This is a genomic window from Clostridium perfringens ATCC 13124 (assembly GCF_000013285.1).
GTDB classification, from domain to species: domain Bacteria; phylum Bacillota; class Clostridia; order Clostridiales; family Clostridiaceae; genus Sarcina; species Sarcina perfringens.
This window is the reverse complement of sequence record NC_008261.1, coordinates 2842293-2857003: the sequence shown is the minus strand read 5'-3', so window position 1 is coordinate 2857003 and position 14711 is coordinate 2842293. Positions and strand designations below refer to the sequence as shown.

Below are 14711 nucleotides of genomic sequence, written 5' to 3'. Positions count from 1 at the left end.
AGCTAGGAATTGAAGTTTTTCATTCCTAGCTTTTTAATTTTAGGAACTTTTATATAAATCTATAATGTTTTATTAAAATTAAAATTTATTTTAAATAGAGTAAATATTAAAAGAAATCTTCTCTTAAGCATTACGATATAAAAAAGCAAAATTGGAATATAAATAATAATTATCTTTAAAATGTAATAATTTTAAGAATTAAATAGGTAAATTGGGTTAAAACTGTAGAGGAGGAAGCATTTCATACAATAAATAAACCGTTTATTAATAATTAATTAATAAATTTAAGTTGTTTTTGTAATATACTTTTAATTGATATGAAATATCATATTAATAAGAAACTTTTTTAAAGAGATTAGAGGTAATAAATTATGTTAATGAACACTCATATTCTTATTGCACAAAATATATTGAGAGATGTTGACGTAGATTTTAAAATAAGTGATAAAAACTTTATATATGGAAATGTAAAACCTGATATGGTTTCAAAATATAAATTAAAGAAGCATTATTTAGATGAATCTTTTGATATGATAGTTAATAAGATAAAAAAATTAGCATCACTTAGTATGTATGATTTTAAAAAGAAATTTTCAGTTAGTAGATTTAGTCAGGAGTTAGGAGTTATATGTCACTTTATATGTGATTTTTTCTGTATTCCTCATAGTGAAAGATGGGAATTTAAGCATAGTATGAATAAACATGTTAAATACGAAAAAGAGTTAGCTAGTTTTGCTAAAACATATACTCCATCACAGGATGATTTTAAAATATGGGGTAATATGTCTGTGAAGTTTTTCTTAGAAGAAGCTCATAAGCTATATAGAAAAAGAGAAAGTTATGAGAATGATATGCAATATGCATACTTTGCATGTAGAAGTATAGTTAAATATATAAGTGATTGCATAGCTAGAAATACAAAGGCAGTCTATTCTGAAGCTATAGCTTAATACAAATATTTCCTTTAGATGATAAAATATGTTAAAATCAATTATATATATATTGATTAAAGTAATTTTTATAATAGAAAGGAAATGAGATGGAGAGTAAGGTAAATGAACCTATATATAAGCAAATTGCTTTAGATATTGCAGGTAGAATATATAATAATGACATAAAGGTAGGACAAAAGATACATGGTAGATCAACTTTAGCAAGTAGTTACAATGTATCACCAGAAACAGTTAGAAAAGCTGTTAAATTATTAGAAGACATGAAAGTAGTATCATCAAGCAAGGGTAGCGGAGTAACAATTATTTCAAAAGATAATGCTTATAATTTCATAAATAGGTTTCATTCAATTGAAAGTGTAACATCTTTAAAACATGATATAGAATCCTTAATGGAAGAAAAAAAGGCTATAGAAAAAAATATAGGTGAAATGATAGATAAAATAGTGGATTACTCTAACAGACTTAGATATACAAATCCTTTAACACCTATAGAAATAGAATTACCAAAGGATTGTACTCTTATAGGTAAGAGTGTTTCAGAGTCTAAGTTTTGGCAAAATACACAAGCTACTATTGTTGCCATAAGAAGAAAAGGAGAGCTTATAATATCTCCAGGACCATATTTAAAGTTTGAAAAAGATGATAATCTCCTTGTAGTTGGAGAAGAAGACATATTAAAAAAGATAGAAATGTTTTTAAATAAATAATGAAAAAAGGCTGTATCAATAAAATTTTTGGTGCGGTCTTTTTTTAGTTGCATTTTTTGTAAAAGAGACATATAATAAAAGTGAACATATGAACAGATGCTCATATGTAAAAATGAATAATAGGAGTTAAGAATATGGATAATAATAAAATAGAAAGTTGTAACTGTTCTTATATCCATGAAGATATATTAAGTAGGGTAAAAGAACATTTGCCAAAGGAAGAAGTACTTTATGAATTAGCAGAAATATTTAAAGTTTTTGGAGATTCAACAAGAATAAAAATTTTATGTGCCCTTTTTGAAGGAGAAATGTGTGTATGTGATATGGCTGAACTATTAGGTGTAAGTCAATCAGCAGTGTCTCATCAATTGAGAGTTTTAAAACAAGCTAGGCTAGTTAAGTTTAGAAGAGAAGGTAAGATAGTTTATTACTCTTTAGATGATGATCATGTTAAACACATATTCAATGAAGGTTTAAATCACGTTTTAGAGTAAAGGAGGTATTTAGACATGAAAGATATAAAGCTTTATTTAGACGGCTTAAACTGTGCAAACTGTGCTGGGAAAATTGAAGATAAAGTTAATAAACTTACTGATGTTGATGAAGCTGTCCTTAATTTTTCAACAAAACTTTTACTTATAACTCCTAAAGAAGGGATTTCAGAAGAAGAATTAGAAGAGAAAGTTGAAAAAATAGTTTTAGATTTAGAGCCAGATGTGAAAGTTTTAAAGGATAAAAATAAAATAAAATCTTCAGTTAATACATGTAATGATGGATGCTGTGGAGAAGGAGAATCTCATAAACACAATAATGTAGAGAGTCACTCACATTCTCATGAACATGGACATTCACATAGTCATGGAGGAAATTCAGGTATAGAAAAGAAGGAACTTTTTAGACTAGGAATAGCTTTAGCCTTATTTATAATAGGAATGATAGTTAATTTAGATAAAATGTATGAATTTATTATATTTGGTGTAGCTTATATTATAGCAGGTGGAAAAGTTCTTTTAAGGGCATTTAAGAATATTTTAAGAGGACAAGTATTTGATGAAAACTTCTTGATGGCTATAGCCACAATTGGAGCTTTTGCTATAGGAGAATTCCCAGAAGGGGTAGCAGTAATGCTTTTCTATGAAGTAGGAGAAATGTTCCAAGACTATGCTGTAAATAAATCAAGAAAATCAATATCTGATTTAATGAATATAAGACCAGACTTTGCAAATTTAATTGATCTTAATGGAGAGGAAAAAAGAGTATCTCCAGAAAGCGTTAATGTTGGATCAATCATAGTGGTAAGAGCAGGAGAAAAAGTTCCTCTAGATGGAGTAGTTTTATCAGGAGAGGCAACTCTTGATGTATCTGCATTAACAGGAGAATCTTTACCAAAAGAAGTTGAGGCAAAAGATGATGTATTAGCAGGATCAATAAACAAAAGTGGATTATTAAAAATAAAAGTAACAAAAAGTTTTGGAGAATCTACAGTTTCTAAAATATTAGATTTAGTTGAGAATGCAGGAAATAAAAAATCACCAACAGAGAAATTTATAACTAAGTTTGCAAGATATTATACACCAGTAGTTGTATTCTCTGCCTTAGCCCTTGCAATTATTCCACCTTTAGTAATAAGTGGAGAAAGTTTTTCCCCATGGATTTCAAGAGCTTTAATATTCTTAGTTGTTTCATGTCCTTGTGCTTTAGTAGTATCAATACCACTTGGATATTTTGCTGGAATTGGTTTAGCTTCTAAAAATGGTATTTTAATAAAAGGAAGCAACTATTTAGAGGCACTAAATAATGTAGAGAGTATAGTTTTTGATAAAACGGGAACACTAACAAAAGGTACATTTAAAGTTAGAAAATCAGAGAGCACAAGCAAGTTAACTAATGAAGAATTATTAAAATTAGGAGCTTATGCAGAATATTACTCAAATCATCCAATTGCTAAATCTATAGTAAGTGAGTTTAATGAGGAAATCAACAAAGGCTTAATTTCAAATTATGAAGAAATTTCAGGAAAAGGAATAAAAGTAGACATTGATGGAGAAACATTCTTAGCAGGTAATTCAAAATTAATGGATATGTTTAATATAAAAATTACTCCAATTCATGAAATAGGTACTGTTGTTTATTTAGCAAATGAAAAGAGTGAGCTAGGATATATAGTTATTTCAGATGAAATAAAAGAGGACTCTAAAGAAGCCATAAGTGGATTAAAAGAAATAGGAGTTAAGCAAACAATTATGCTAACTGGAGATAATGAGAAGGTTGGAGATAGTGTTGCCAAAGAATTAGGCTTAGACAAAGCATATTGTAGTTTATTACCACAAAATAAAGTTGAAAAATTAGAGCAAATTTTTGAAGATAAGAGTAAAGGTAAAAAAGTTGCTTTTGTTGGAGATGGAATTAACGATGCACCTGTACTAGCTAGGGCAGACATAGGAATAGCTATGGGTGGAGTTGGATCAGATGCAGCCATAGAAGCTGCAGATGTGGTAATAATGGATGATAAGCCAAGTAAGATAATAAAAGCAATAAAAATAGCTAAGAAAACAAATAAAATTGTATGGCAAAATATAATCTTTGCTTTAGGTGTTAAAATTATAATATTAATATTTGGTGCTTTAGGAATGGCTAATATGTGGGAAGCTGTATTTGGAGATGTAGGTGTAACATTAATAGCAGTAATAAATTCAAGTAGGATATTAAAAAATAAAAATTTATAGGCGTGAAATTTGTCTAATGTTGTTGACAAGAGCTAGTTTTTTTGCTATCTTAATATGGTAAGAATACTTTCAGGCATAGGGTATAGATTGTAAATAATTCCCTTAAACTTTTATATTAAACATTATGAAATGTTTAAATAGGCTTGTGTGCACGTAGGGTTTTAGCCACGCAAGCCTTATTTTTTTTGTAGAAATTTATTAGAAAGATAGTTTATAATAGAATCACATAAATTTAATAATATTAATTAATGATATAAAAAATGCAATTAAATGTAAAAAATACACTTTAATACATATATTTTTGATAGTGAAACCAAAAGAATGTTAAAATATAGACAAACTTTTTAGGGTATGGTAATATTTTAGAAGGTTAAATTTGTAATTTTATCATTTGATTTTAGAATACAGTCTAAAAAGTAATTGCTTTTTAAAAAAAGAACAATTTTAGAAAGAGGTGCTATTAAAATGGAAAAGAAAAAAGGCATATCTATGGCTGTTATAAAAAGATTGCCTAAATACCATAGATATTTACAAGAATTAATGGAAAATGATGTTGATAGAATATCTTCAAAAGAGTTAAGTGAAAAAATAGGCTTCACTGCTTCTCAAATAAGACAGGATCTTAATTGTTTTGGAGATTTTGGGCAACAGGGATATGGATATAATGTAAAAGAGTTATACAATAACATAGGGAGTATATTAGGACTTACAAGAGACTATAACACAGTTATAATCGGAGCTGGTAACATAGGGCAGGCTATTGCAAACTACAATAGTTTCAATAGATTAGGCTTTAAATTAAAAGGTATTTTTGATGCTAATCCAAGAATGTTTGGAATAAAAATAAGAGATGTTGAGATACAAGATGTTGAAAAATTAAAAGATTTCGTAAAAGAAAATGATATTGAAATAGGTATAATCTGTGTTCCAAGAACAAATGCTCAAAAGGTATGTAATGACCTTGTTGAAGGTGGAATCAAAGGTATATGGAACTTTGCGCCTATAGATCTTGAGGTGCCAAAAGATATAAGAGTAGAGAATGTACATTTAAGTGAAAGTATGATGACTTTAGTATATCTTTTAAATCACAATGATGTAAAATAAATTGGATTTATTTTATAAAAATTTGTTTAATATGGAAAAATAGTATTAGATTTTCAAAAAAATATATTGAAAAATTTACTTTTAAGTTTTATAATTTAATTGAAGTACCGAGTACTTCAATTATTTTTTTGTCTTTGCTTGTTACAAAATTAACAATAAATTCTGGAAAAAGCATAGGATAAAAAATATTAAGTTGTTAGTTATTAGTTGTTAAGTTATTTAAAACCATATATTCGCTATGGTATATGAGGGAGGAAATACAATGGAATTAAATAATGTAATCTTTGAAAAAGAGGGAAACATTGGGGTTTTAACAATTAACAGACCTAAGGCATTAAATGCACTAAACTCAGAAACTTTAAAAGACTTAGATACTGCTATAGATCATATAGAAAAACAAGATGATATATATGTTGTTATTTTAACAGGTGCTGGAGATAAAGCATTTGTTGCAGGCGCTGATATAGCAGAAATGAAAGATCTAAATGAAGAAGAGGGTAAAGAATTTGGACTTTTAGGTAATAAAGTGTTTAGAAGATTAGAAAATTTAGACAAGCCTGTAATCGCTGCTATAAACGGTTTCGCTTTAGGTGGTGGATGTGAAATTTCTATGGCTTGTGATATAAGAATAGCAACTACAAAGGCTAAGTTTGCTCAACCTGAGGTTGGATTAGGAATAACTCCAGGATTTGGTGGAACTCAAAGATTACCAAGAATAGTTGGACCTGGTAAGGCTAAAGAACTTATTTACACAGGAGACATGATAAAAGCTGATGAAGCTTTAAGAATTGGTTTAGTAAATAAGGTTGTTGAACCAGAGAATTTAATGGAAGAAGCAATGTCATTAGCTAAGAAGATATCTAATAATGCACCAATAGCTGTTAAGTTATGTAAAGATGCAATCAATAGAGGAATTCAAGTTGATATAGATTCAGCAGTAGTTATAGAAGCTGAAGATTTTGGAAAATGTTTTGCTACAGAAGATCAAACAGAAGGTATGAGTGCTTTTGTAGAAAGAAGAGAAAAGAACTTTAAAAACAAGTAATGTTTTAAACAAAATGGTTGTGTGGATTTAAGGAGGGTAATTAAAAATGAACTTTCAATTAACAAGAGAACAAGAATTAGTTAAGCAAATGGTTAGAGAATTTGCTCAAAATGAAGTTAAGCCTATAGCTGCAGAAATAGATGTAACAGAAAGATTCCCTATGGAAAATGTTAAGAAAATGGCTAAACTAGGAATGATGGGAATTCCTTTTAGCAAAGAATATGGCGGAGCTGGTGGAGATACTTTATCTTACATCTTAACTGTTGAAGAATTATCAAAAGTTTGTGCTACTACAGGAGTTATAGTTTCAGCTCATACTTCATTATGTGCTTCATTAATAGATCAATTTGGTACTCCAGCTCAAAAAGAAAAATATTTAACTCCACTTGCAAAAGGTGAAAAATTAGGTGCTTTTGGATTAACTGAACCAGGAGCAGGTACAGATGCTGCAGGACAACAAACTACAGCTGTATTAGAAGGAGATAATTATATCTTAAACGGAAGTAAAATCTTCATAACTAATGGTGGAGTTGCAGATACTTTCATAATCTTTGCTATGACTGATAAGAGTCAAGGTACAAGAGGAATTTCAGCTTTCATAGTTGAAAAGAATTTCCCAGGATTCTCAATTGGCAAGTTAGAAGAAAAAATGGGTATAAGAGCTTCTTCAACAACTGAGTTAATCATGGAAAACTGTGTTGTTCCAAAAGAAAACTTAATCGGAAGAGAAGGAAAAGGATTTGGAATAGCAATGAAAACTTTAGACGGTGGTAGAATAGGTATCGCTGCTCAAGCATTAGGTATAGCAGAAGGAGCTTTAGAAGAAGCTGTTGCTTACATGAAAGAAAGAAAACAATTTGGTAGATCATTATCTGCATTCCAAGGATTACAATGGATGGTAGCAGAAATGGATACTAAAATAGAAGCTGCAAGATTTTTAGTATATAAAGCAGCTTGTTTAAAAGAAGAGGGTAAACCATATTCTATAGATGCTGCAAGAGCTAAATTATTCGCTGCAGATGTAGCTATGGAAGTTACAACTAAGGCAGTTCAATTATTCGGTGGATATGGATATACTAAGGAATACCCAGTAGAAAGAATGATGAGAGATGCTAAGATAACTGAGATTTACGAAGGAACTTCAGAAGTTCAAAAAATGGTTATCGCAGGAAGCATATTAAGATAATTTTAGGAGGGCTTTGAGATGAAAATAGTAGTTTGCTTAAAACAAGTGCCAGATACAACAGCTGTTAAAATAGATCCAAAAACAGGAACTCTTATAAGAGATGGAGTTCCATCAATAATAAACCCAGAGGATAAACATGCTTTAGAAGCTGCATTACAATTAAAAGATAATAATGGAGCAGAAGTAACTGTATTAAGTATGGGACCACCTCAAGCTAAATCAGCTTTAAGAGAAGCTTTATGCATGGGAGCTGATAAAGCAATTCTTATAACTGATAGAGCATTTGCAGGTGCAGATACATTAGCTACTTCAAAGGCTTTAGCTGGAGCATTAAAGAAATTAGAATATGACATAATATTCGCAGGAAGACAAGCTATCGATGGAGATACTGCACAGGTTGGTCCAGAAATAGCTGAACATTTAAATATTCCTCAAGTAACTTATGTTCAAGGCGTTAAAGTTGAAGAAGATGGATTATTAGTAAATAGAGCTTTAGAAGATGGATATGAATTAATAAAAGTTGAGGCTCCAGTACTTTTAACTGCTATAAAAGAGTTAAATGAGCCAAGATACATGAATGTTAAAAATATATTTGAAACATCTGATGATGAAATCTTAGTATGGTCAGCTGATGACATAGATGTAGATAAAGCTGAATTAGGGTTAAAAGGATCTCCAACAAAAGTTAAGAGATCAATGACTAAAGAAGCTAAAGGTGCAGGAGAAATAGTTAAAGAATCACCTAAAGATTCAGTTACTTATGTACTAGGCAAATTAAAAGAAAAACACTACATCTAAGGATTATGGGAGGTATTTAAGATGAATAAAGCAGATTTCAATGGCGTTTGGGTTTTTGCAGAGCAAAGAGAAGGTCAATTACAAAAAGTTTCATTAGAATTATTAGGTGAAGGTAGAAAAATCGCTGATAAATTAGGATCAAAATTAACAGCGTTATTAATAGGAAATAAAGTTCAAAATTTAGTTGAAGATTTATCAAGACATGGTGCTGATGAAGTACTAGTTGTTGATGCTCCAGAATTAGAACATTACACAACTGATGGATATACAAAAGCTATATGTGAATTAGCTAATGCTAAAAAACCAAATATAATTTTCATAGGAGCAACATTCATAGGAAGAGACTTAGGTCCAAGAGTTGCTGCAAGATTAGAAACTGGTTTAACTGCTGACTGTACATCTTTAGATGTTGATGTTGAAAGTGGGGATTTATTAGCAACAAGACCAGCATTTGGTGGTAACTTAATGGCTACAATAGTATGTCCAGATCATAGACCACAAATGGCTACAGTAAGACCTGGAGTTTTTGAAAAACTTCCACTAGGAGAAAATGATGCAACTGTAGAAAATGTTGAAATAAAATTCAACTCTAATGATATAAGAACAAAAATTGTTGAAATAATTAAAGAACATAAAGATATTGTTGATATATCAGAAGCTAACGTATTAGTTGCAGGTGGTAGAGGTATTGGTTCAGAAGAAAACTTCAAAATGCTTAAGGAATTAGCAGAAGTTATGAATGGATCAATAGCAGCTTCAAGAGCAGCAGTAGAAAAAGGATGGGTAGATAAAGATTACCAAGTTGGACAAACAGGAAAAACTGTTAGACCAAATATATATGTAGCTTGTGGTATATCAGGAGCTATTCAACATGCCGCTGGTATGCAAGATTCAGATATGATAATAGCTATAAATAAAGATGCTAATGCTCCAATAATGAAGATTGCTGATTATGCAATAGTTGGGGATGTAAATAAAGTTGTTCCAGAATTCATAGCTCAATTAAAAGCTATGAAGGAAGAAGCTTAATTAATAAATAATATAACAAGGGTAAACTTATAAAATTTTTCAATTAATGGTGTAGGACTTTTCTGTTAAGTCAGAAAAGTCCAATTAAAGAGAGTATTTAGGAGGAACTTAATATGGAAAAGATTTTTGTAATTGGTGCAGGTACAATGGGTGCTGGAATAGTTCAAGCATTTGCACAAAAAGGATATGAAGTTATCGTTAGAGATATCAAAGACGAGTTTGTTGATAGAGGAATAGCTGGAATCAACAAAGGTCTTACTAAATTAGTTTCTAAAGGAAAAATAACTGAAGAAGATAAAGAAGCAGTATTATCAAAAATCACTGGAACTACTGATTTAGGATTAGCTGCTGACTGTGATTTAGTTATAGAAGCTGCAGTTGAAAATATGGAAATCAAAAAACAAATTTTCGCTGAATTAGATAAAATCTGTAAAGAAGAAACTATATTAGCTTCAAATACATCTTCATTATCAATAACAGAAGTAGCATCAGCTACAAACAGACCTGATAGAGTTATAGGAATGCATTTCTTTAACCCTGCAACAATAATGAAACTTGTTGAAGTAATAAGAGGTATGGCTACTTCACAAGAAACTTTTGACAAAGTAAAAGCTATGTCAGAAGCTATAGGAAAGACTCCAGTAGAAGTTGCTGAAGCACCAGGATTTGTAGTTAATAGAATACTTATCCCTATGATAAACGAAGCTATTGGAATATATGCAGAAGGAATAGCTTCCGTTGAAGATATAGATACTTCAATGAAATTAGGAGCTAATCATCCAATGGGACCTTTAGCTTTAGGAGATTTAATAGGATTAGATGTTTGCTTAGCTATAATGGACGTATTATTTAAAGAAACTGGAGACAGTAAATACAGAGCTCACAGTCTTTTAAGAAAATATGTTAGAGCAGGATGGTTAGGTAGAAAAACTGGTAGAGGATTCTACAACTACAACGCATAATATTGAAAGTTTAAAAAGTTTATAAGGTATAAATTTTCTATAGTATAAATCTGATATTATTAAATATTTTAAAGTATATATTATAGGAAGAGATTGAAGTAAAGTAAGAGATTGATATTTTATCAATCTCTTTTTTCTTTTATAAAAAGCTTTTTATTTAAATAATTTTATCAGGTTGATTTAATTTAGAAAGTTCATTATAATTAAAAGAATGAAAATTGGTGTTAATTAATAATTTTTATCATTAAAAGGAGGTAGTATGTTAAAAAGATTTATACGTTATTATAAACCATATAAAAAATTATTTATTTTAGATTTATTAGCGGCATTTTTAGTTTCAGCTTGTGACTTATTTTATCCTATGATTACAAGAAATATAATTAATGATGTTATTCCAAATAAACAGATAAAATTATTGTTTGTTTTCGCAATTGTACTTACTCTAATATTCTTAATTAAGGCAGGATTGAACTATTTTATGCAATATTGGGGACATGTAGTTGGAGTTAGAATGCAAGCTGATATGAGAAGAGACTTATTTGATAAACTACAGGATATGCCTAATAAGTATTTTGACAATAATAAAACTGGAGTTATTATGTCTAGAATTATAAATGACCTTCTAGATATATCAGAATTAGCTCACCATGGTCCAGAGGATTTATTTATATCATTAGTTATGTTAGTAGGATCCTTTATAATTTTATGTACAATAAATGTACCTTTAACAATTATTACTTTTGCTATAATACCTTTTTTACTTTTTTATACTATTCATAAGAGAAATAAAATGAAAAAAGCATTTAAAGAGACAAGAGTTAAAACTGGTGAAGTAAATGCTACTATAGAAAATAGTATTTCAGGAGTTAGAGTAACTAAATCTTTCGGTAATAAGGCTTATGAAATGGAAAAGTTTGATAAGAGTAATGGTATATTTAAGAAAGCTAGAGAACATGCTTATAAGGCAATGGCTGAATATTTTTCAGGGATGTTTTTCCTTGTAGATATGCTTGAACTTATAGTTTTAATAGCAGCTGGATATTTTACTTACTTAGGAAAAATAAATGTAGGGGATTTTGCAGCATACTTACTATATATAAAGATGTTCTTACAGCCTATTAGAAAACTTATAAATTTCAATGAAATGTTCCAAAATGGAATGTCTGGTTTTGAAAGATATGAAGAGATAATGAATGAGGAAAATGAAAAAGAAATTCCTAATGCAAAGGATCTTAAGGATGTAAAAGGAAAGATTACAATAAAAGATGTTACTTTTAGATATGATAATAAAGAGAGTATTTTAGAAAATTTCAATTTAGATATTGAAGCAGGCAAAATGGTTGCTTTAGTTGGTCCATCAGGTGGAGGAAAGACAACAATATGTAATCTTATACCTAGATTCTATGACTATGAAAGTGGTCAAATCTTTATTGATGATGTGGATATAAGTACTGTTACTTTAAAATCTTTAAGAGAAAATATTGGTATAGTTCAACAAGATGTATTTTTATTTACAGGAACTATAAAAGAAAATATAATGTATGGAAATCCTAATGCTACAGATGAGGAAGTTATAGAGGCAGCTAAGAATGCATGTCTACATGATTTTATTATGGGCTTAGAAGATGGATATGATACATTTATAGGTGAAAGAGGGGTTAAGCTTTCTGGAGGACAAAAGCAAAGAATTTCAATAGCTAGAGTATTCTTAAAGAACCCAGCAATATTAATATTAGATGAAGCTACATCAGCCTTAGATAATGTTACAGAATATGAAATACAAAAAGCTTTAGAAGAATTAAGTAAAGATAGAACAACCCTTGTAGTTGCTCATAGACTTTCAACTGTTAAAAATTCTGATGAGATAGTTGTATTAACGGATAAAGGCATAGAAGAGAGGGGAACACATGAAGAGCTTATTAAGCTTGGTGGTGTTTATAGTAATCTTCATAATTTATAATTTAGTTTAATTAAAACTGTATTAAGAGTAATTTTATTTGCTTTTAGTACAGTTTTTATTTTTATATAGGAATACTTTACATAATCTTTGAATATACATATAATAGGAGAATTATATTTTATATTTAGCAAGGGTGAATTTATGAATAGTAAAAAGATTGTTAATACTATATATTACATAGTTATTTCTATGTTAGTTATAATATTAGTAAATAATTTTATGAGTAAGTCAGATTCAATATTTAAAGCTGTTGGATTTAGAACATATTCAATATTAAGTGGAAGTATGGAACCAGAGATTAATACTGGAGATTTAGCTATTGTTAAGAGTATTGATGCTGATGATGTTAAAGTTGGAGATATAATAACATTTAAATATGAGGGGAAAGTAGTTACCCATAGAGTTGTTGAAAAAAATGAAGAGGGATTTATAACAAAGGGTGATAATAATAATGCTAATGATACTGAAATAGTTAGAGGAGAAGACTTAATAGGAAAAGTTTTATTTCATATGCCTTTCTTAGGATATGTTACAGTATTTTTATCAAAGCCAATAGTAATATCAGGACTTATGGTCCTAATTGCAATAAGCATACTTTGGGATACTTTTAAAGTTGATAAGAAAAAAACAATAAAGGCTTAGCTTAATAACATGGAGGGTGATTCGAAAGAACACCTATCCATGTTTTTCTTTTTATATTATATGAAAAGACTATTTATTAATAACTTTTATTAGTATAATATTATTAGTATAAGGTTATTATTTAAAATATTAATGTTTTAAGTTTAATCTTATTTATATGTATTTTTAAAAATAAAGTTTTTATTTATAATAGCTAAAAGATAGAAGTTTATAGTAATAAAACTTTATTTAGGAGGATAATATGTTAGTTGAAAAAGCAAGAGAAAAGTGGGATAAGAAACATGATTTAAATTGTGCAGAGTGCATAATGTACGCTGCAAATGAAGAATATAATTTAAATTTATCAAAGGAAACTTTAAAAGTAATGTCTTCTTTTGGTGGAGGATTAGCAATAGGAAATGTATGTGGAGCAGCAACTGGGGCAGCAGGTGTTTTAGGCCTTATGTTTACAGAGGATAGAGGTCATCAGAGTCCACAAACTAGAGCATTAACACAGGAATTTATGGAAAAGTTTTATGATAAATTGGGATACTATAATTGTACTGACTTAAAAGCTAAGTACAAAAAAGATGATGACAGAAGATGCATAGTTATGATAGAGACTGCAGCTGAGGTTTTAGATGAAATCGTAAGAAGAGAAAGATAGGTGAAAAGAATGGATTTTAAAAGTGTAGAATATGGAGAGAACAAAGTAATATTAAAAGATGCAAAAAATTTTAATATAAAACAAGTTTTTGAATGTGGTCAATGTTTTAGATGGGAAAGAACAGAAAGTGGTTCATACATAGGAGTTGCCTTTGGAAAGGTTATAGAGTTAGCTCAAGAAGGCCATGATGTAATAATATACAATACTAACAAAGAGGATTTTGAAAATATTTGGGTTGATTATTTCGATTTAGAAAGAGATTATTCAAAAGTAAAAGAAGCTTTATCTTGGGATGAAACATTAAAGAGTGCTGTTGAATTTGGATATGGAATAAGAATATTAAATCAAGATCCCTTTGAACTTGTTATTTCATTTATAATATCAGCAAGAAATAGTATTCCTGTAATTTCAAAGACAATAAAGAAAATCAGTGAAAGATGGGGAGAACCAATAGAGTATAAGGGAAATACTTATTATTCATTCCCAACTCCAGAAAGTCTATCTAAGGCTTCAATAGATGATATAAGAGAGACAGGAGCTTCATTTAGAAGTAAGTATATATGGGATACAACTAAAAATATATATAACTGTGAGTTAGCTAAAAAGGGAATACTAGATGCACCAGAAGAAGATATAGTTGAAATATTAGAAAAATATGATTTAGAAAAGATAACTAATATGGATGCTGATGGATGTCATAAAGGACTTCAAGAATTTATGGGAGTAGGAGCAAAGGTAGCAGACTGTATAATGCTATTTTCTATGAAAAAAAGTTCTGCATTCCCAGTAGATGTTTGGGTTAAGAGAGCAATGATGCATTTTTATGGAGCTGATGATGCTTCATTAAATAAAATAAGAATTTTTGCAAGAGAGAGATTTGGAGAGTATTCTGGATTTGCTCAACAATATCTATTCTATTATGCTAGAGAAAATGGAATAAAGATCTAATAAAA

At 29.3% G+C, this 14711-nt stretch carries 14 protein-coding genes; all 14 read left to right on the top strand.

Features of this window, described 5'->3' with window-relative positions:
* The first annotated feature begins 371 nt into the window (after positions 1–371).
* The 14 genes from CPF_RS12650 to CPF_RS12585 all read left to right on the top strand — a co-directional run bounded on the left by CPF_RS12650 (position 372) and on the right by CPF_RS12585 (position 14706).
* A complete protein-coding gene (locus CPF_RS12650; RefSeq protein WP_003457835.1) occupies positions 372–950 on the top strand; it encodes a zinc dependent phospholipase C family protein in 579 nt (192 codons plus the stop codon).
* Between the two features lie 89 nt (positions 951–1039).
* Positions 1040–1660 (top strand): TrkA C-terminal domain-containing protein, encoded by a 621-nt coding sequence (locus CPF_RS12645; RefSeq protein WP_003454289.1) that lies wholly within the window; start codon positions 1040–1042, stop codon positions 1658–1660.
* 134 nt (positions 1661–1794) lie between these two features.
* Positions 1795–2154: an ArsR/SmtB family transcription factor gene (locus tag CPF_RS12640; RefSeq protein WP_003454170.1), complete on the top strand. Its 360-nt coding sequence runs from the start codon at positions 1795–1797 to the stop codon at positions 2152–2154.
* Between the two features lie 15 nt (positions 2155–2169).
* The gene (locus CPF_RS12635; protein ID WP_011591103.1) at positions 2170–4386 is read left to right on the top strand and encodes a heavy metal translocating P-type ATPase; all 2217 of its coding nucleotides are present in this window, start codon (positions 2170–2172) and stop codon (positions 4384–4386) included.
* A gap of 465 nt (positions 4387–4851) precedes the next feature.
* Positions 4852–5490 (top strand): redox-sensing transcriptional repressor Rex, encoded by a 639-nt coding sequence (locus tag CPF_RS12630; protein ID WP_003454253.1) that lies wholly within the window; start codon positions 4852–4854, stop codon positions 5488–5490.
* A gap of 262 nt (positions 5491–5752) precedes the next feature.
* The gene (locus CPF_RS12625; RefSeq protein WP_003467423.1) at positions 5753–6535 is read left to right on the top strand and encodes a short-chain-enoyl-CoA hydratase; all 783 of its coding nucleotides are present in this window, start codon (positions 5753–5755) and stop codon (positions 6533–6535) included.
* Between the two features lie 46 nt (positions 6536–6581).
* Positions 6582–7721: an acyl-CoA dehydrogenase gene (locus CPF_RS12620; protein ID WP_003454427.1), complete on the top strand. Its 1140-nt coding sequence runs from the start codon at positions 6582–6584 to the stop codon at positions 7719–7721.
* Positions 7722–7739: 18 nt separating this feature from the next.
* Positions 7740–8519 carry an electron transfer flavoprotein subunit beta/FixA family protein gene (locus CPF_RS12615; protein WP_003460115.1) on the top strand — a complete coding sequence of 260 codons (780 nt, stop codon included), beginning with the start codon at positions 7740–7742 and terminating at the stop codon, positions 8517–8519.
* A 21-nt stretch (positions 8520–8540) separates the two neighbouring features.
* Entirely contained in the window at positions 8541–9548 is a 1008-nt protein-coding gene (locus CPF_RS12610; RefSeq protein ID WP_003454260.1) for an electron transfer flavoprotein subunit alpha/FixB family protein, read from the top strand.
* A 113-nt stretch (positions 9549–9661) separates the two neighbouring features.
* Positions 9662–10510, top strand: a complete 849-nt coding sequence (locus tag CPF_RS12605; protein ID WP_003454476.1) for a 3-hydroxybutyryl-CoA dehydrogenase — start codon at positions 9662–9664, stop codon at positions 10508–10510.
* 259 nt (positions 10511–10769) lie between these two features.
* Complete coding sequence (locus CPF_RS12600) at positions 10770–12470, top strand: ABC transporter ATP-binding protein (RefSeq protein WP_003460100.1); 1701 nt, start codon at positions 10770–10772, stop codon at positions 12468–12470.
* A 141-nt stretch (positions 12471–12611) separates the two neighbouring features.
* On the top strand, positions 12612–13112 hold the full coding sequence (locus tag CPF_RS12595; RefSeq protein ID WP_003460107.1) for a signal peptidase I: 501 nt from the start codon (positions 12612–12614) through the stop codon (positions 13110–13112).
* A 241-nt stretch (positions 13113–13353) separates the two neighbouring features.
* Positions 13354–13758, top strand: coding sequence for a C-GCAxxG-C-C family protein (locus tag CPF_RS12590; RefSeq protein WP_003460091.1), 405 nt, complete (start codon positions 13354–13356; stop codon positions 13756–13758).
* A 9-nt stretch (positions 13759–13767) separates the two neighbouring features.
* Positions 13768–14706, top strand: coding sequence for a DNA-3-methyladenine glycosylase family protein (locus CPF_RS12585; protein WP_003454265.1), 939 nt, complete (start codon positions 13768–13770; stop codon positions 14704–14706).
* Positions 14707–14711: the final 5 nt, after the last annotated feature.

Coding starts and splice junctions, on each gene's coding strand:
- CPF_RS12590 (WP_003460091.1), top strand. CDS start 13,354: ATGTTAGTTGAAAAAGCAAGAGAAAAGTGGGATAAGAAACATGATTTA.
- CPF_RS12595 (WP_003460107.1), top strand. CDS start 12,612: ATGAATAGTAAAAAGATTGTTAATACTATATATTACATAGTTATTTCT.
- CPF_RS12585 (WP_003454265.1), top strand. CDS start 13,768: ATGGATTTTAAAAGTGTAGAATATGGAGAGAACAAAGTAATATTAAAA.
- CPF_RS12610 (WP_003454260.1), top strand. CDS start 8,541: ATGAATAAAGCAGATTTCAATGGCGTTTGGGTTTTTGCAGAGCAAAGA.
- CPF_RS12650 (WP_003457835.1), top strand. CDS start 372: ATGTTAATGAACACTCATATTCTTATTGCACAAAATATATTGAGAGAT.
- CPF_RS12635 (WP_011591103.1), top strand. CDS start 2,170: ATGAAAGATATAAAGCTTTATTTAGACGGCTTAAACTGTGCAAACTGT.
- CPF_RS12620 (WP_003454427.1), top strand. CDS start 6,582: ATGAACTTTCAATTAACAAGAGAACAAGAATTAGTTAAGCAAATGGTT.
- CPF_RS12615 (WP_003460115.1), top strand. CDS start 7,740: ATGAAAATAGTAGTTTGCTTAAAACAAGTGCCAGATACAACAGCTGTT.
- CPF_RS12605 (WP_003454476.1), top strand. CDS start 9,662: ATGGAAAAGATTTTTGTAATTGGTGCAGGTACAATGGGTGCTGGAATA.
- CPF_RS12645 (WP_003454289.1), top strand. CDS start 1,040: ATGGAGAGTAAGGTAAATGAACCTATATATAAGCAAATTGCTTTAGAT.
- CPF_RS12625 (WP_003467423.1), top strand. CDS start 5,753: ATGGAATTAAATAATGTAATCTTTGAAAAAGAGGGAAACATTGGGGTT.
- CPF_RS12630 (WP_003454253.1), top strand. CDS start 4,852: ATGGAAAAGAAAAAAGGCATATCTATGGCTGTTATAAAAAGATTGCCT.
- CPF_RS12600 (WP_003460100.1), top strand. CDS start 10,770: ATGTTAAAAAGATTTATACGTTATTATAAACCATATAAAAAATTATTT.
- CPF_RS12640 (WP_003454170.1), top strand. CDS start 1,795: ATGGATAATAATAAAATAGAAAGTTGTAACTGTTCTTATATCCATGAA.